At 67.1% G+C, this 16840-nt stretch carries 20 protein-coding genes; 17 read left to right on the plus strand and 3 right to left on the minus strand.

Annotated elements, in window-relative coordinates; all coding sequences use genetic code 11:
* Positions 1–28: 28 nt before the first annotated feature.
* From SB786_RS25290 to groL, 7 genes are all read left to right on the plus strand, one after another.
* Positions 29–544: a sigma-70 family RNA polymerase sigma factor gene (locus SB786_RS25290; protein WP_410729874.1), complete on the plus strand. Its 516-nt coding sequence runs from the start codon at positions 29–31 to the stop codon at positions 542–544.
* Positions 544–1326 carry an anti-sigma factor family protein gene (locus SB786_RS25295; protein ID WP_410729876.1) on the plus strand — a complete coding sequence of 261 codons (783 nt, stop codon included), beginning with the start codon at positions 544–546 and terminating at the stop codon, positions 1324–1326. Before SB786_RS25290 ends, SB786_RS25295 begins: the two co-directional genes overlap by 1 nt.
* 28 nt (positions 1327–1354) lie before the next feature.
* Positions 1355–1777: a quinol oxidase gene (locus SB786_RS25300; RefSeq protein ID WP_410729877.1), complete on the plus strand. Its 423-nt coding sequence runs from the start codon at positions 1355–1357 to the stop codon at positions 1775–1777.
* Positions 1774–2406, plus strand: a complete 633-nt coding sequence (locus tag SB786_RS25305) for a LolA family protein (protein ID WP_410729878.1) — start codon at positions 1774–1776, stop codon at positions 2404–2406. The genes SB786_RS25300 and SB786_RS25305 overlap by 4 nt, the downstream gene beginning before the upstream one ends.
* 37 nt (positions 2407–2443) lie before the next feature.
* Positions 2444–2953: an SRPBCC family protein gene (locus SB786_RS25310; RefSeq protein ID WP_006759588.1), complete on the plus strand. Its 510-nt coding sequence runs from the start codon at positions 2444–2446 to the stop codon at positions 2951–2953.
* 372 nt (positions 2954–3325) lie between these two features.
* Positions 3326–3619: a co-chaperone GroES gene (gene groES, locus SB786_RS25315; protein WP_004186661.1), complete on the plus strand. Its 294-nt coding sequence runs from the start codon at positions 3326–3328 to the stop codon at positions 3617–3619.
* Between the two features lie 46 nt (positions 3620–3665).
* On the plus strand, positions 3666–5306 hold the full coding sequence (gene groL, locus SB786_RS25320; protein WP_410729881.1) for a chaperonin GroEL: 1641 nt from the start codon (positions 3666–3668) through the stop codon (positions 5304–5306).
* A 173-nt stretch (positions 5307–5479) separates the two neighbouring features.
* On the opposite strand, the gene SB786_RS25325 is transcribed toward groL, so the two are convergent.
* Positions 5480–6346, minus strand: coding sequence for a hydroxymethylpyrimidine/phosphomethylpyrimidine kinase (locus SB786_RS25325; RefSeq protein WP_011656116.1), 867 nt, complete (start codon positions 6344–6346; stop codon positions 5480–5482).
* A gap of 255 nt (positions 6347–6601) precedes the next feature.
* Here SB786_RS25325 and SB786_RS25330 point away from each other — a divergent pair, with 255 nt between their 5' ends.
* From SB786_RS25330 to SB786_RS25365, 8 genes are all read left to right on the plus strand, one after another.
* Complete coding sequence (locus SB786_RS25330) at positions 6602–6772, plus strand: rubredoxin (RefSeq protein WP_004186709.1); 171 nt, start codon at positions 6602–6604, stop codon at positions 6770–6772.
* A gap of 105 nt (positions 6773–6877) precedes the next feature.
* Positions 6878–8191 (plus strand): hypothetical protein, encoded by a 1314-nt coding sequence (locus SB786_RS25335; RefSeq protein WP_410729882.1) that lies wholly within the window; start codon positions 6878–6880, stop codon positions 8189–8191.
* 182 nt (positions 8192–8373) lie between these two features.
* Positions 8374–8952 carry a YqgE/AlgH family protein gene (locus SB786_RS25340; protein WP_044846295.1) on the plus strand — a complete coding sequence of 193 codons (579 nt, stop codon included), beginning with the start codon at positions 8374–8376 and terminating at the stop codon, positions 8950–8952.
* Positions 8949–9398 carry a Holliday junction resolvase RuvX gene (gene ruvX, locus SB786_RS25345; protein WP_006751105.1) on the plus strand — a complete coding sequence of 150 codons (450 nt, stop codon included), beginning with the start codon at positions 8949–8951 and terminating at the stop codon, positions 9396–9398. The genes SB786_RS25340 and ruvX overlap by 4 nt, the downstream gene beginning before the upstream one ends.
* Complete coding sequence (pyrR, locus tag SB786_RS25350) at positions 9385–9900, plus strand: bifunctional pyr operon transcriptional regulator/uracil phosphoribosyltransferase PyrR (RefSeq protein WP_410729884.1); 516 nt, start codon at positions 9385–9387, stop codon at positions 9898–9900. Before ruvX ends, pyrR begins: the two co-directional genes overlap by 14 nt.
* A gap of 74 nt (positions 9901–9974) precedes the next feature.
* A complete protein-coding gene (locus SB786_RS25355) occupies positions 9975–11006 on the plus strand; it encodes an aspartate carbamoyltransferase catalytic subunit (RefSeq protein ID WP_006751103.1) in 1032 nt (343 codons plus the stop codon).
* A gap of 61 nt (positions 11007–11067) precedes the next feature.
* Positions 11068–12345 (plus strand): dihydroorotase, encoded by a 1278-nt coding sequence (locus SB786_RS25360; RefSeq protein ID WP_410729885.1) that lies wholly within the window; start codon positions 11068–11070, stop codon positions 12343–12345.
* Positions 12346–12364: 19 nt separating this feature from the next.
* The gene (locus SB786_RS25365) at positions 12365–13222 is read left to right on the plus strand and encodes a lysophospholipid acyltransferase family protein (protein WP_410729886.1); all 858 of its coding nucleotides are present in this window, start codon (positions 12365–12367) and stop codon (positions 13220–13222) included.
* Positions 13223–13253: 31 nt separating this feature from the next.
* On the opposite strand, the gene SB786_RS25370 is transcribed toward SB786_RS25365, so the two are convergent.
* Positions 13254–14093 (minus strand): symmetrical bis(5'-nucleosyl)-tetraphosphatase, encoded by an 840-nt coding sequence (locus SB786_RS25370; RefSeq protein ID WP_410729887.1) that lies wholly within the window; start codon positions 14091–14093, stop codon positions 13254–13256.
* A gap of 448 nt (positions 14094–14541) precedes the next feature.
* Between SB786_RS25370 and SB786_RS25375 the strand changes: the two genes are divergently transcribed.
* Positions 14542–15324, plus strand: coding sequence for an ABC transporter permease (locus SB786_RS25375; RefSeq protein ID WP_410729888.1), 783 nt, complete (start codon positions 14542–14544; stop codon positions 15322–15324).
* Between the two features lie 10 nt (positions 15325–15334).
* Positions 15335–16084, plus strand: coding sequence for an ABC transporter ATP-binding protein (locus tag SB786_RS25380; RefSeq protein WP_011656124.1), 750 nt, complete (start codon positions 15335–15337; stop codon positions 16082–16084).
* 410 nt (positions 16085–16494) lie between these two features.
* Here SB786_RS25380 and SB786_RS25385 read toward each other — a convergent pair whose 3' ends face one another.
* On the minus strand, positions 16495–16671 hold the full coding sequence (locus SB786_RS25385) for a hypothetical protein (protein ID WP_410729889.1): 177 nt from the start codon (positions 16669–16671) through the stop codon (positions 16495–16497).
* Positions 16672–16840 lie beyond the last annotated feature (169 nt).

The following is a 16840-nucleotide window of genomic DNA, read 5'->3' on the forward strand; positions in this document are numbered from 1 at the left end:
ACGGCGCGGCGACGCGCGAGGCATCCGGATGAGCTACGAATCGGACCTGCTGGTGTGGCTGCCGCATCTCACGCGCTATGCGCGTGCGCTGACGGGCGACCGGGCCTGGGCGGACGATCTCGTGCAGGACACGCTCGAGCGCGCGCTGAACCGGCCGCCCGTTGACGGCGGCAACCTGCGCGCGTGGCTGCTCACGCTGCTGCGCCACCGCTTCATCGACCAGTTGCGCGCGCGGCACGAGATCGCGGTCGACGACGCCACCGCGCCGTGGCAGACGATGGCCGCGCCCGCCGACGAGATCAGCGGCCTGATGCTGCGCGACGTGCAGCGCGCGCTGTACCGGCTGCCGGTCGAACAGCGCGAGGTGCTGCTGCTCGTCGCGCTGGAGGAATTGAGCTATCGCGACGCCGCACAGGTGCTCGGCGTGCCGGTGGGGACGGTGATGTCGCGGCTGTCGCGGGCGCGTGAACAGATGCGTACGTTGCTGTCCGGCGAGCCGCCGGCGCACGGCACGGCCGCGTTACGGGTGATCGGGAAGACATGATGGACGACGATCCGCGCAAACCTTCGAACGATCGGGACGACGCTGCATCGGCCCAGCTGCTGTCGGCGCTGCTCGACGGCGAGCTGTCCGGGCAAGAGCGCCGCGAGGTGCTCGAGCGGCTGCAGTCCGATCCACGGGAAGCCGACCGGTTCGCGCATTACGGCGCGCAGCGCGACGCGTTGCGCGCGCTGTTCCCGCTGCCGGGCGCCGCGTCGGCATTGTTCGTGCAGCGGCGCGCGTCGCGCCGGCGCGTGGTTGCCTATGCGTTCGCGGGGCTGGCGGCCGGGCTGGTGCTCGGCATCGCGCTGCACGCGGGCTGGACGGCGTTCGGCGTCGAACCGGCGTTCGCCGCGCGCGCGGACGTCGCGTATGCCGTGTACGCGGCCGATCGTGAACACCCGGTCGAAATCGACGCCCGCGACCCGGCGCGCCTGGCCGGATGGCTATCCGCGCGTCTCGGCCGGCCCGTGCGTGCGCCGTCGCTCGGCGAATACGGCTACGTGCTGCTGGGCGGCCGCTTGCTGCCGGGCGACGCGGGGCCGGCCGCGCAGCTGATGTACCAGCGCGCGGACGGCGCGCGCGTGACGTTGTACATGACCGCCTACGATGCGCGGCGCCTCGCGCCGCAGGCGATGTCGGCGGACGGACGCTACACGTATTTCTGGTCGGATCGCGGCATGGGCTACGCGCTGTCCGGCCGCGGCGACGAACGGCGCCTGCGCGAGCTCGCGATCGACGCGTGCGGCGCGCTCGGCGGGCCGACCGACGCATGGAAGGGGTGACGCGCGCGGCCTCGGCAAGGAGCACGAGATGAACGCGAAGACGGCGATGATGGTGGCGGTGGTGGCGGTGCTCGCGGCTGGCGCCGGGCTCGCGCGGGCGGAAGGCGACGCCCCGGTGCGCGTGCCGGTCGACGCCGACGGCGTGCAGCGGGTGACGATCGTCGGCGGCAGCTATTTCTTTCGGCCGAACCACGTGATCGTCCGCGCGCACGTGCCGGTCGAACTGACCGTATCGGCCGAACCGGGCCGCGTGCCGCACAGTTTCGAAATCGACGCGCCACAGGCCGGCATCGCGGTGCACACCGAACTGGCCACGACCCCGCGCACGTTCCGCTTCACGCCGACGCAGCCCGGTCGCTTCGCCTACTATTGCACCCATCGGCTGCTGTTCTTGCGCAGCCATCGCGAACGCGGCATGGAGGGCGTGCTCGACGTCGAGGCGGCGCCATGATCGCCGCATTGCTGGCCGCGAGCCTGATAGGAGCGAGCATGACAGCCGACCCGGTGACCGTTGCGCAGGCACATTTCGACCAGGTCCGCTCGTACCGCGCGACGATCCGCTCGTCGGCGCGAAGCGGCGAGCGCACCGAATTCCACTATGCGTACCTGAAACCCGGTTTCGTCCGGATGGACTTCGTGTCGCCCCATCGTGGCGCGGTGCTCGCGTACGATCCCGGCGACGGCAAGGTCCGGCTGCGCCCGTTCGGCGAGCATGCGCCGCCCGCGCTGAGACTGTCGCCGTCCAATCCGCTCGTGCGAGACCGCAGCGGCCATCGCGTCGACCGCTCGGACGTCGGCGAGCTGCTGCGCAACGTGCATGCGCTGCAGCAGGGCGGCGCGACGGTGACGGAAGGCGAGGAGAGCATCGGCGGGCGGACCACGCTGCGCGTGTCGGTGACGGGCGGGCCCGCGCACGTGGTCGACGGCGTGCATCGCTACCGGCTGTGGCTGGACACCGAGGACGGTTTTCCGCTGAAGGTCGTCAGCTTCGCGGATGGTGACGGCGATCCGCTCGAAACGGTGACGCTCGACGACGTCGAGATCGACGTCGCGTTTCCCGCCCGCTTTTTCGCGCCCTGATTTCCGATCCCTGATCCCGACTCGTGCCGGAGGCTGCATGGCGGAATACCGGTTTTCGACGACGTGGCGCGTGGACGCGCCGCTCGCGGCGGTCTGGGACGCGATCTACCAGGTCGACCGCTGGCCCGACTGGTGGAAGAGCGTGGTACGGACCGTCGAGATCGAGCGCGGCGACGCGCGCGGCGTCGGCGCGCTGCAGCGATACACGTGGAAAGGCGCGCTGCCGTACCGGCTGACCTTCGACATGCGCGTGCTGCGCGTCGAGCGGCCGCATGTGCTCGAAGGCCGTGCGAGCGGCGCGATCGAAGGCGACGGCTGCTGGTCGTTCGCCGGCGACGGCACGCGCACCGTCGTGCGCTACGATTGGCACATCCGCACGCGCGAGCGCTGGATGAACTGGCTGGAGCCGCTTGCCCGGCCGCTGTTCCGATGGAATCACGACGTCGTGATGCGCGAAGGCGCGAAAGGGCTCGCGCGCCTGCTCGGCGCGACGGTCCAGACCGACGGCCGGACGTTCCAGCCGGTCGCGGGCTGTCCCGACATGTGACGATCCGGCACCGAATAGGCGCGCCCGGCGGCGCCCGAGCGGGTCTTTTCATGCGATGCCGGACGACCGTGGGAACTCCGTGCTTACCCCGTGTCAAAGCGGTGCGCGGGTCGGGAAATCCCGCATCTGTCTGCTGCCGGAGCGCAGTATTGACGCCTACTTGATTGTTTCCAAAGGATTTTTCAATTCCATCCCCGTTTTTCCGTCGTTTCGGCCCCCGCGAAAAAACCTCCGGTTTCCCTTCTTGAAATTGTCAAAACCCGTCCATATAATTAGCACTCGCTGCACGAGAGTGCTAACAATTCTCTGCCGGGCGACCCGCCGGGCAGATTCCCTAAGCGTTCTTCAATCTCAGTCAAGAGAGGAGTGAATATGAACCTTCGTCCTTTGCACGATCGCGTGATCGTCAAGCGCCTGGATCAGGAAACCAAGACCGCCTCGGGCATCGTGATCCCCGATGCAGCAGCTGAAAAGCCGGATCAAGGCGAAGTCCTGGCCATCGGCCCGGGCAAGCGCGACGACAAGGGCGCACCGATCGCACTCGACGTGAAGGTCGGCGATCGCGTCCTGTTCGGCAAGTACGCTGGTCAGACCGTCAAGGTCGACGGCCAGGAACTGCTGGTCATGCGCGAAGAAGACATCATGGCCGTGGTCAACGCGAAGTAAGCGTCCACTGACGGTACATATTCCCAAGAATTCAAGGAGTTAGAAGATGGCAGCTAAAGACGTCGTATTCGGCGATTCCGCCCGTTCGAAGATGGTCGAAGGCGTGAACATTCTCGCCAACGCGGTCAAGGTCACGCTGGGTCCGAAGGGCCGCAACGTGGTGCTCGAGCGCAGCTTCGGCGGCCCGACGGTCACCAAGGACGGTGTGTCGGTCGCGAAGGAAATCGAGCTGAAGGACAAGCTCCAGAACATGGGCGCGCAAATGGTCAAGGAAGTCGCTTCCAAGACCAGCGACAACGCAGGCGACGGCACGACGACGGCAACCGTTCTCGCGCAATCGATCGTTCGCGAAGGCATGAAGTACGTCGCATCGGGCATGAACCCGATGGACCTGAAGCGCGGCATCGACAAGGCAGTCGGAGCGGCTGTCGAAGAGCTGAAGAAGATCAGCAAGCCGTGCACGACGAACAAGGAAATCGCGCAGGTCGGCTCGATCTCGGCGAACAGCGACACGTCGATCGGCGATCGCATCGCTGAAGCGATGGACAAGGTCGGCAAGGAAGGCGTGATCACCGTCGAAGACGGCAAGTCGCTCGCCGACGAACTCGACGTCGTCGAAGGCATGCAGTTCGACCGCGGCTACCTGTCGCCGTACTTCATCAACAACCCGGAAAAGCAAGTCGCCGTCCTCGACAACCCGTTCGTGCTGCTGCACGACAAGAAGGTGTCGAACATCCGCGATCTGCTGCCGGTGCTCGAGCAAGTCGCGAAGGCTGGCCGTCCGCTGCTGATCATCGCTGAAGACATCGAAGGCGAAGCGCTCGCAACGCTGGTCGTCAACAACATCCGCGGCATCCTGAAGACCGTCGCGGTCAAGGCACCGGGCTTCGGCGATCGTCGCAAGGCGATGCTGGAAGACATCGCGATCCTGACCGGCGGCCAGGTGATCGCGGAAGAAACCGGCCTGACGCTCGAGAAGGCAACGCTGGCAGAACTGGGCCAGGCGAAGCGCATCGAAGTGGGCAAGGAAAACACGACGATCATCGACGGCGCAGGCGAAGCCGCGAGCATCGAAGCACGCGTGAAGCAAGTGCGCGCGCAAATCGAAGAAGCGACGTCGGACTACGACCGTGAAAAGCTGCAAGAGCGCGTGGCCAAGCTGGCCGGCGGCGTGGCAGTGATCAAGGTCGGCGCTGCGACCGAAGTCGAAATGAAGGAAAAGAAGGCACGTGTCGAAGACGCACTGCACGCAACGCGCGCGGCTGTGGAAGAAGGCATCGTGGCAGGCGGCGGCGTTGCGCTGATCCGCGCTCGCACGGCAATCGCAAGCCTGACCGGCGCGAACGCCGACCAGAACGCCGGCATCAAGATCGTGCTGCGCGCGATGGAAGAGCCGCTGCGTCAGATCGTCACGAACGGCGGCGAAGAAGCCAGCGTCGTGGTGGCGGCAGTTGCTGCAGGCCAGGGCAACTACGGCTACAACGCAGCAACGGGCGAGTACGTCGACATGGTCGAAGCCGGCGTCGTCGACCCGACCAAGGTCACGCGCACCGCACTGCAGAACGCAGCTTCGGTTGCTGGCCTGCTGCTGACGACGGACGCAGCTGTCGCAGAACTGCCGAAGGAAGATGCACCGATGCCGGGCGGCATGCCGGGCGGCATGGGCGGCATGGGCATGGACATGTAATCGACTTCGGTCGATGGTGTCCGGAGCGCGCAGCGATGCGCGTTCCAGCCAAAAGAAAAGACCCGCAGCGATGCGGGTCTTTTTTTATGCGCGAACGAAAGGGGGCGGACCTGCCGCCCCGAGGCGGTGGTGAGTGGGGCGCGACGGCGGCGCAGGGCCCCGCCATGCGGGCGTCAATGGCGGTGCGACGTCCTCGGCACCGGATCGGCCTTCACGGCCGGCGGCGTGTCCGCATCGTCGTTGCTGCGGGCCCAGAAGAACCGGTCGGGCAGGTACGCGCCCATGCCGGGCCGGAACGCGTCGCGTACGGCCTGGTACAGGTATTCCTGCGCTTCGCGCACCGCTTCGGGCGGCTCCTGGCCGTTCGCGAGCAGTGCCGCGATCGCCGCGCCGAGCGTGTCGGTGATGCCCATCAGCCGGTGCGGCGAACGATCCCACATGTCTTCGCGGAGCTGGCCTTCCTCGCCGTACAGCGTGTTGACGAGCCGGTGCGAGCCTGTTTCCGATGACAGGATGTACTCGCAGCCCTGCGACAGCAGGTGCGATACGGCCGCATCGAGATTCGGCGCCTCGGCGTCGCCGTCCGGTTGCGCGAGTGCGAGCAGCGTCGCGTGATCGGCGACCAGCAGCGTCGTCTGCGGCGCGAGCAGGTCGGCGATCGATTCGCGCAGGTCGTCGGCGGCGAGCACGTGCTCGTCGTCGAGCGTGAAGTCCGGTGCGAGCACGAGCGGCACGCCGTCGTAGTCGGCGACCACTTCGGCGATCGCGCTCACGACTTCCGCGCGCGTTGCCGCGCCGATCTTGAACGCGGCGATCGGCATGTCCTCGAGCAGCATGCGCGCCTGGGCGGCGACGACATCCGGATCGAGGCCGGTGACCTCGTCGCAGGCGGCCGAGTCGCGCACGGTATAGCCCGTCAGGACGGACACGCCGTGACAGCCCATGCTCGCCAGAGTCATCAGATCGGCTTGGATGCCGGAGCCGCCGGTGGGATCGGACAGGCCAAAGGTGAGGACGATCGGAGGGGCGTTGCTGGACATGTAAAAAAAGGGCAAGAAAAAACGGGGAAGCGACGGAATTGCGGACGGCGAGGCGAAGTGGGCGGTTTGGCCCGGTGTTGCCCCGGCAGGCCGCACTTTGCAGGCATTATGCGGCGGAAATCCGGCCCGCACGACGGATTTTTTAGCCCAACGCAACGTAGTCGCTGTACTCCAGTGCGATTGCTAGGCAGTCCGGCCCCGACACGGTACCATCATGGCTCCCGAATTTACCGACTTTTCCCGACGCGGCTTAAGATGGAATACAAGAGCTGGATGTGCCTGATTTGTGGCTGGATTTATGACGAAGAAGCCGGACTGCCCGAAGAGGGCATCGCCCCGGGCACGCGCTGGGAAGACGTCCCCATCAACTGGACGTGCCCCGAATGCGGTGCCCGCAAGGAAGACTTCGAGATGGTCCAGATCTGATCGGACCGTCGGCCCACGGACACACCGCTCGCGGCCTCGCGGTTGCCCGGCGCTTGCGCGCCCCGGCCGGCGCGAGCGACTTGACGATGACAGGCGCGCGTGTCCATGACGTCCGATCCGGCGAACGTTCCCCACCCTGACGCACTGCCCAACCCGCGTGGCGGGGCCGTGCGCGCGGCCGACGCGTGGCTCGCGGCGGCCGCCGACGCATTCGAGCGTCGCGACGACGCGGCCGCGCCGCTGTCGGCCGCCGCCGCCGTGCTGGCGGAGGCCGGCTGGCTGCCGGCTGCCCGTTTCGCGGGGCAACTCGCCGCTGCGGCGCCGCTTGTTGCCGCCGAACCGGCTTCCGCTGGCGGGCGCATCGCGTTGCGCGATTTCCGCGCGGCGGTTGGACGCCACAATCTGCGCGAACTGGCCTGCTCGCCGCTCCTGTTCGACCATTTCCGTGCGCTGCGTGCCCAAGGCGCGGCCGACCTGCACGCGAGCGTGCCGCTCGACGTGCTGGCCCTCGTCGGCCGCGCGATGCCGCCGGCGACGCTGCGGGTGATGCCCGACGCGTTCGCGAGCCGGGCGCGGGCCCGCTACGAGCAGGCGCTGCTCGGCGTGCTACGCACGCCGAACGGTTCGCCGAACGGCACGCCCGACGCGGCGCTCGACGAACTCGATACGACCTTGGCCGCACTGGCCGCCGACGGCCCGTACGACTTCTGGCGGCTCGCCGCCGCGTGCCTGCGCGCACTGCGCGCCAGCAACGCGCCCGAACTGAAACGTTTCCTCGCCCGGACCAACCTGCTGCTCGGCGAGCACGCGCAGGGCAGGCGTCATGCGCCGCCCGCGCTCGTGCGCGAGACGGTCGCGGTGCTATGGCGCGATTTCGCGCTGTTCGGCGCGGCCGCCGAGGATGTCGCGCTCGTCGACGTGCTGCACGACTATGGACTGACCGTCGACTGGCACGTCGCCGGCACGCCCGCGTCCGAGGCGCTGTGGGAAGCCGGCGCCGCGCAGGCCGAGCATGATGCGGTCGCGGTGGCGCCCACCCGCATGCTCGGTGTCGTGACCGTCAACGCGCATGCGTACGAGGATTTCCTGCAGACCGCCGATGCGTCGATGGCCGAACTCGCGCTCGATCCGGCCGCGGCCGATGCGGGGGCCGCATGGCGCGCCTCCGCGGCCGCGTATCGGGTCGGTACGGCCGCGTGCGCGCTCGGGCTCGGCCACGCGGCGCTGCTTGCCGATACGCTCGGACTGGCGTGGCGCCGTGCCGCGCACGGCATGCCGCTCGCCGGCGACGGGCTCGGTGCGCACGGCCGCGCGTCCGACATGCTGCGCGCCGCGCTGCTGAAGATCGCCGCGGGGGTGGCGCCGCCGGACCTGACCGCGGCGTCCGGCGCGCTCGGCGAGGCGCTCGGCCGGACCTGACGCGCAACGGGGCGCGTACACGTCGGCAGCCCTTGTCGCGCGGGCCCGCAACACGCTGCCGACAGCGCCCGCGCGCGTGTTAGAGTGCCGTGTGATCCGCGTGCGTCGTTGCCAGCGTCGCGCGGCGTTGCTTGTTGATCGCGGCCCGGTCAGGTCGCGGCGTCTTTGCTAAAATTCAAACCATGTCAAAGCCTTCCGATCGCATCAATCTCACCAACCAGTTCCTGATCGCCATGCCGAACATGGCCGATCCGACGTTTTCAGGAACGGTGGTCTATCTTTGCGATCACAGCGAGCGCGGAGCGCTCGGCCTCGTCATCAATCGTCCCACCGACATCGACCTCGAATCGCTGTTCAGCCGCATCGACCTGAAGCTCGACATCGAGCCGCTGCTGCACATTCCCGTGTACTTCGGCGGCCCGGTGCAGACCGAGCGCGGCTTCGTGCTGCACGAGCCGGTCGAGGGCGCGAACTACAACTCGTCCATGTCGGTCGAGGGCGGGCTCGAGATGACGACGTCGAAGGACGTGCTCGAGGCGGTCGCGACGGGCACCGGCCCGAAGCGCTTCCTGCTGACGCTCGGCCATGCAGGCTGGGGCGCCGGGCAGCTCGAGGAAGAAATTTCCCGCAACGGCTGGCTGACGGTCGCCGCCGATCCGCGCATCGTGTTCGACACGCCGGCCGAGGAGCGTTTCGAAGCCGCGCTCGGCCTGCTCGGCGTCAGCTCGTCGATGCTGTCCGGCGAAGCAGGGCACGCATGAGTGGCGCGAGCGCGCGCGATGCGACGCTGCTGGCGTTCGACTACGGCGAGAAGCGGATCGGGGTCGCAATCGGCAATGCGCTGACGCGCTCGGCCCGCGCGCTCGTCGTGATTCCCAACCTTAATCGCGAACACCGCTTCAAGGCGGTCGGCGACCTGCTGGCCGAATGGCGGCCGGACGCGCTCGTCGTCGGCCTGCCGATGCATCCGGACGGCACGCCGCACGAGATGACGCAGCAGGCGAAGCGCTTCGGCAACCAGCTGAACGGTCGCTTCGGGCTGCCCGTCACGTGGGTCGACGAACGCTATTCGTCGGTCGAGGCCGAGGCCGGGCTGCGCGAGCGCAACGTGCGCGGGCGCGCCCGCGCCGAGATGCTCGATGCCGAGGCTGCGCGCGTGATCCTTCAACAGTATCTCGATCAATTGTCCGACCATGAGCACCATTGACGCCGACGCGCTCTACCGCGCCCTGCTCGACCAGATTCGCGACGCATACGGCACGGCCTTCGCCGAGCCCGGCGGCCCGCGGCTCGCCGGCATCTACAGCGGCGGCGCGTGGCTCGCCGAGCGCCTCGCGCGCGATCTCGGCGCGCCGGCGTTCGGCGTCGTGAACGTCGCGCTGCATCGCGACGACTACGCGAAGAAGGGGCTGCACAGCCAGGCCAGCCCGACGTCGCTGCCGTTCGAGGTCGGCGGCGCGCGCATCGTGCTCGTCGACGACGTGCTGTACACCGGCCGCACCGTGCGCGCCGCGCTCAACGAACTGTTCGACTACGGCCGTCCGGCCGCGGTCGAACTCGCGGTGCTCGCCGATCGCGGTGGCCGTGAGCTGCCGGTCGCCGCGCGCTTCGCGGGCGGCACGCTCGACGTGCCGGCCGATGCGACGCTCGTGCTCGCGCGCGACGAAGCCGCCCAGCTCACGCTGCGCATCGAGGCGCACGGCGCCTGAGCGCACCGCGAAACCGTATCCCGGGCCGCCGGTTCGCGCCGCGGCCCGTTTGCATAGTTGGAATCACGCACACCATGACCACCGACACCACTGGCCGCACCGGCAATCCCGCTGCGGCCGCGAGCCCCGAGCGGTTTCGCTACGGTTTCCTGAAGGGCAACCCGCAGCTCACGAAAAACGGCGAGCTGAAACACCTGCTGTCGATCGAGGGCCTGCCGCGCTCCATCGTCAATCACATTCTCGATACGGCCGAGCAGTTCGTCAGCGTGACGGACCGCGAGGTGAAGAAAGTGCCGCTGCTGCGCGGCAAGTCGGTGTTCAACCTGTTCTTCGAGAATTCCACGCGCACGCGCACGACCTTCGAGATCGCCGCGACGCGCCTGTCGGCCGATGTGCTGAACCTGAACATCAACGCGTCGTCGACGAGCAAGGGCGAGTCGCTGCTCGACACGATCAACAACCTGTCGGCGATGCATGCCGACCTGTTCGTCGTGCGTCACGCATCGAGCGGCGCGCCGTACCTGATCGCCGAGCACTGCGCGCCGCACGTGCACGTGATCAATGCCGGCGACGGTCGCCATGCGCACCCGACGCAGGGCCTGCTCGACATGTACACGATCCGTCACTACAAGCGCGACTTCACGAAGCTGCGCGTGGCGATCGTCGGCGACATCCTGCATTCGCGCGTCGCGCGCTCGGACATCCACGCGCTCACCACGCTCGGCGTGCCGGAAGTGCGCGCGATCGGCCCGCGCACGTTGCTGCCGGGCGGTCTCGAGCAGATGGGCGTGAAGGTGTTCAACAACCTCGACGAAGGGCTGAAGGGCGTCGACGTGATCATCATGCTGCGCCTGCAGAACGAGCGGATGAGCGGCGCGCTGCTGCCGTCCGCGCAGGAGTACTTCAAGACCTGGGGCCTGACGCCCGAGCGCCTCGCGCTCGCCGCGCCCGACGCGATCGTGATGCACCCGGGCCCGATGAACCGCGGCGTCGAGATCGACTCGCAGGTCGCCGACGGTCCGCAGTCGGTGATCCTCAACCAGGTCACGTTCGGCATCGCCGTGCGGATGGCGGTGATGGGCATCGTCGCCGGCAACAGCGACTGAGCCCGCTTTCGCGCATCCTGATCCAGGCATTCAACGCAATCAACGCATTCACAGACAGCGCATGAAGATTCATATCCAAGGCGGCACGCTGATCGATGCGGTCGCCGGCACCGAACGGCTGGCCGACGTATTCGTCGCGGACGGCAAGATCGCCGCGCTCGGCACCACGCCGGCCGGTTTCAACGCGGAGAAGACGATCGACGCGTCCGGCCTGATCGTCGCCCCCGGCCTCGTCGACCTGTGCGCGCGGCTGCGCGAGCCCGGCTACGAGCACAAGGCGACGCTCGCGTCCGAGATGGCCGCGGCTGTCGCGGGCGGCGTCACGACCCTCGTGTGCCCGCCGGACACCGACCCCGTGCTCGACGAGCCGGGCCTCGTCGAGATGCTCAAGTTCCGCGCGCGCAACCTGCACCAGGCCAACGTCCATCCGCTCGGCGCGCTCACCGTCGGCCTGAAGGGCGAGGTGATCACCGAGATGGTCGCGCTGACCGAATCGGGCTGCGTCGGCTTCACGCACGCGAACGTGCCGGTGCGCGACACGCAGGTGCTGCTGCGCGCGCTGCAGTACGCGAGCACTTACGGCTACACGACGTGGCTGCGTCCGCTCGACGCGTTCATCGGCCGTGGCGGCGTCGCCGCGAGCGGCGCGCTCGCGTCGCGGCTCGGGCTGTCCGGCGTGCCGGTCGCGGCCGAGACGATCGCGCTGCATACGATCTTCGAACTGATGCGCGTGACCGGCGCGCGCGTGCACCTTGCCCGCCTGTCGTCGGCGGCCGGCCTCGCGCTCGTGCGCGAGGCGAAAGCCGAGGGGCTGCCGGTGACGTGCGACGTCGGCGTGAATCACCTGCACCTGATCGACATCGACATCGGCTATTTCGATTCGCAGTTCCGGCTCGACCCGCCGCTGCGCGGCGAGCGCGACCGCGAAGCGATCCGCGCAGCCCTCGCCGACGGCACGATCGACGCGATCTGCTCCGATCACACGCCGGTCGACGACGACGAGAAGCTGCTGCCGTTCGCCGAAGCGACGCCCGGTGCGACGGGGCTCGAACTGCTGCTGTCGCTCACGGTGAAGTGGGCCGATGAAACGAACACGCCGCTTGCGCAGGCGCTGCGCCGCATCACGGCCGCGCCGGCCGACGTGCTGCAGCTGCCGGCCGGCCGCGTGGCCGAAGGCGCCGCGGCCGACCTGTGCGTATTCGACCCGCGCGCGCACTGGCGCGTCGAGCCGCGTGCGCTGAAGAGCCAGGGGCACAACTCGCCGTTCCTCGGCTACGAACTGCCGGCCTGCGTGCGTGCGACGCTCGTGGCGGGGCGGGTCGCGTTCGAGCGCCACTGAACCACGCCGGATCCTCGCCATGACCGCTCTTCGCAAGCTGCGTCTCGTCTTTCACCTGCTGCGCGGCATGGCGATCGTCGCGCTGCGCTTTTCGCACGTCACGCCCGCGCGCCGCGCCGAGCTGATACGCCGCTGGTCCATCAAGATGCTGCGCATCTGCGGGATGCGTCTCGTCGTCCACAACGACGGCGCGCGGCTCGACGCGAGCGCGCTCGTGGTCGGCAATCACGTGTCGTGGATCGACATCTATGCGATCAACGCGTGGCGGCCGACGCCGTTCGTGTCGAAGGCCGAGGTGCGGCAGTGGCCGGTCGTCGGTTGGCTCGCGGAGAAGCTCGATACCGTGTTCCTGCAGCGCGAGAAGCGTACCGAGGCGATGCGGATCATGCACGAGATGGCCGAGCGCCTGCGCAACGGCGGGCTGATGTGCGTGTTTCCGGAGGGCACCACGTCGGACGGGCAGGCGCTGCTGCCGTTCCATGCGAACCTGTTCCAGGCCGCGGTGTCGGCCGGCTGCGCGGTGCAGCCGGTCTGTCTGATGTACGAGGACGCGCAGCGGCGGCAGTCGGTCGCGCCGGCCTACACGGGCGAGTTGTCGCTCGGGAAGTCGCTCGACATGGTGTTGCGCGGCGGCCCGCTCGTCGCGCACCTGTACGTGTGCGAGCCGATTGCACCGGGCGGTGACCGCCGCGCGACCTCCGCGGCGGCGCGCGACGCGATCGCGGCCGCGCTCCAGACGCTGCAGGCGAAGGTCGGCAAGCCGTCGCCCGAGTCGCTGGCGGAACTCGAGCGGCATGCGTATCCGGCAACCGAAGTCGGTGCCGGTGCGGCGGGTGAGGCGGCGGCCGAGGAGCCGGTGCCGGGGCGCGAGGGGTGATGTTTTTTCGCCCGCGCGTGTCGCGTGCGGGCTATTCGCCGCCCTGCGTGCGGCACGCTTCGCACTGCACTTGCGTGACCGTACGCTGTGCCGGGTCGGCCGTCAGTTGCACGGCCGACAGCTGGTTTCCCCACACGCATCCCGAATCGAGCGCGACGACGTTGTCGCGCAGCATCAGGCCGAGCGCCGCCCAGTGGCCGAACACGAGCGTCACGTCTTCGGTGCGGCGGCCCGGCACGTCGAACCACGGCAGGTAGCCGGGCGGCGCGCTGTCGGGGCCGCCGTTGGCCTTGAACTCCATCGCGCCGTCGGGCGTGCAGAAGCGCAGGCGCGTGAACGCGTTGAACGCGACGCGCATCCGGTCGCGTTTCTTCAGGGTGGGACTCCATCGATTCGGCTCGTTGCCGTACAGGTTTTGCAACGTTTCCCGCCAATCCGGCGCGCGCAGTGCGCGCTGCAATTCGTCAGCGAGTTCGAGCGCGAGCGACGTGTCCCATTGCGGCAGCACGCCCGCGTGCACGAGCAGCATCCCGTGTTCGAAATGCGCGAACGGGCGGTGGCGGACCCATTCGAGCAGGGCGTCGGCGTCGGGCGCGTCGAGGATCTCGCCGATGGTGTCGCCCGGGCGTTCGGTGCGGATGCCGGCGGAGACCGCGAGCAGGTGGAGGTCGTGGTTGCCGAGCACGACGGTCGCGCGCGGGCCGAGGTCGACCAGCGCACGCAGCGCGGCGAGGGATTCGGGGCCGCGGTTGACGACGTCACCGGCGATCCATAGCGGGGTGTCGGCGGGGGGGGAGAGCTTTTCTAGTAGCGACTGGAAGGCTGAGTGGCAGCCTTGGATGTCGCCGATGGCGATGGGGGGCGGGAGCATGGAGTCGTGAACGTGCGGTTCTGATCTAGGCGTACGTTAGCAGAAAGTCGCACAAAAACGGGCCGTCCGCGAGCTACCGTCCGAGCCGGAGGAATCCTCAAACGCGTATTTCCGCTTAGTCGACGCGGGTTTGGCGCGCTGTTTCAAGTTGTTAGCAGCATGGCTTTTGCGCCCGCAGACTTCTTATAATTCTTGGTTTCCTCCCGAAAATTACCATCAGATGACGCTGGCGGGCATGGCGACCGGGTAAAATGCCCGGCCTGAGGCGCCTCGGATAGATTGCCCACCTGCGCAATATGGGGCGTGGCAACGGCCGGGGCGGCGCTTGCCGTGCACTCCCGGGGCGCCAACAAGCCGATGCGTGCGGTGGTGCCTTCCGTCATTTTGCGGCGGGTGGGCTCATCGATGGGCCGGGGCGCCCCCTATTCCTTCATTTTTGAATGCTTGCATGCTGACCCTTTCACTTGCTGACCTAAAGAAAAGCATCACGGCGTGGCGGTTATGGACCCTGCTTGGCTGGCTCGAAATCCGGCAACGCTATGCGCGCTCGCGCTTGGGGCCGTTCTGGCTCACGATCAGTATGGGCGTGATGATCACGTCGTTGGGTATTGTCTACGGGACGTTGTTCGGGCAAAAAATCAACGAATATCTGCCGTTTCTAGCCGCGAGCATCGTGCTGTGGGGTTTGTTTTCGACGACCATCGTGGAAGGCAGCACCGCGTATATCAGTAGCGCGCCCTATATTCGGCAAATGTCCACGCCGAAACTGATCTACATCCTGCAGGTCGTGTGGCGAAACGTCATCGTCCTTGCCCACAACTTCGTGATCGTTGTCGCGCTGCTGGCAATCTACGGTGTGAAGAGTTGGGAGACGTTGCCGGTGTTCATTCCGGCACTGCTGGTGTATGTCCTGAACGCCACGTGGATCGCAATGGTGGTGGGCCTGCTGTCGGCTCGCTTTCGCGATCTGCCGCAGATCGTCAGCGCATTGCTTCAGGTTGCGTTCTACGTCACACCGATCATTTTCCGCCCCGATGCGCTGAATCGTTTCTCGTTCATTGTCGAGTGGAATCCGCTCGCGTATCTGATCGACCTCGTGCGCGGCCCGCTGATCGGGCAAATGCCCAGTGAATTGACCTGGGGAGTGACGATTGGCATGGCGGCGATCGGTTGGCCTGTTGCCATGTTGATGACCGGACGTTATCTGAAGCGCATTCCGTACTGGGTCTGAGAGAGACGATATGGCGTTTATCGAATTGCAGAGCGTAACGCTCGATTTACCGATTTTCGATGTACAGGGGCGCTCGCTCAAGAAGCAGGTGCTTAACATGGGGCGTCGCAACAGGATCGCCGAGGGCAACGACGGCGTGATCGTCGTGCGCGCGCTCGACGACGTGAGTTTCCGCTTCGAGCGCGGTGATCGCGTGGGCCTGATCGGACACAACGGGGCGGGGAAATCGACATTGCTTCGCGCGATGGCGGGCATCTATCCGCCGTCGGCGGGCCAGTTGTCGCGTGAAGGAAAAGTGGTGCCGCTCCTCGATATCGGCCTCGGTATGGACGAGAACTCGACCGGCATGCAGAACATCCGGCTCCGAGGGCTGCTGCTCGGCATGTCCGATGCGGAGATTCGTTCGAAACAGCGCGACATCGCGGAATTCTGCGAACTCGGCGATTATCTGGACCTTCCGATCCGTACGTACTCCAGCGGGATGAAGGTGCGGCTCGCGTTTGCAGTATCGACGGCAGTCGATGCCGAAATCCTGTTGCTCGACGAGGTAATGGGAGTCGGCGACGCATCGTTCATGCACAAGGCCGAAGCGCGATTGGCGGACCTGCATAGCCGTGCGGAAATCGTCGTGCTGGCGATGCACTCGAACTCCGAAATCCGCAAAGTATGCAACAAGGTCCTTTGGATGGAGCGTGGCCGTGTACGCGCTTTCGGGCCGACGGAAGAGGTCGTGTCGGCTTATGAGGCGACAACAGGCTGAGCGTATCGACCGGCCAGGCGTGCATGCGTGATGGCGGCGGCACACGACGGAACGATGTCCGGCGACGAGCCACTCCTGGCGGAGTGCGATCGGCTGCCTGCGTCTTGTCGTGCTGGGCCGGCCATGCCGCCGGACATCTCCGTTCAGGACAGCGAATTGCTCGATATCTGAGCGATGTACTTCACGAGTGCGCGCAAGAATATAGGTTGCGGCGGCGCCCCACCTGTACAAGCCGCCCACACGGCGGTTCCCGAGTCGTCGCTGGCGCGCGATGTGCCGAGGCCGAGCGCATGATTGTTGCGCACACAGCATGTTTTGACCTAGTGATCGTTGATGGTCTGCAGTGCCCGGCTACCTCATTGTGGCCTTTCTGCATCATTTCCCCCGCATTGCGGATAACGACCTCTGCGTCACTGGGCAACTTGATGTCGGCGGCGCACGGTTCGCGTTTCTCGGAGCGTTGCCGATTCTGCTGAGAGCACGCGATCGGCACGCGTGCCGCATCGCAGAGTGGTGCCGGCGACGCGATCCGTCACGGTTTGCCAGGTAGCATGCGTGGCACGATTCATCCAGTCCAGTTCATCCATTCGATGTGTGTCCTCCGCGAGATGGCAGTGCGGGACGATGTTGTCGCGCGATCATGGTCGACGCGATTGTGGCGAAGCAGTGGGTTCTTTACATATTCTGACGACGACAAGATAGACGCGTCTGGCGTTTGTCACGACCCGTATTTCGAATGTGCCTGGGACTCGTGTC

The sequence above is a fragment of the Burkholderia sp. SIMBA_062 genome, from assembly GCF_046534765.1.
In the GTDB taxonomy this organism is placed as follows: Bacteria; Pseudomonadota; Gammaproteobacteria; order Burkholderiales; family Burkholderiaceae; genus Burkholderia; species Burkholderia ambifaria.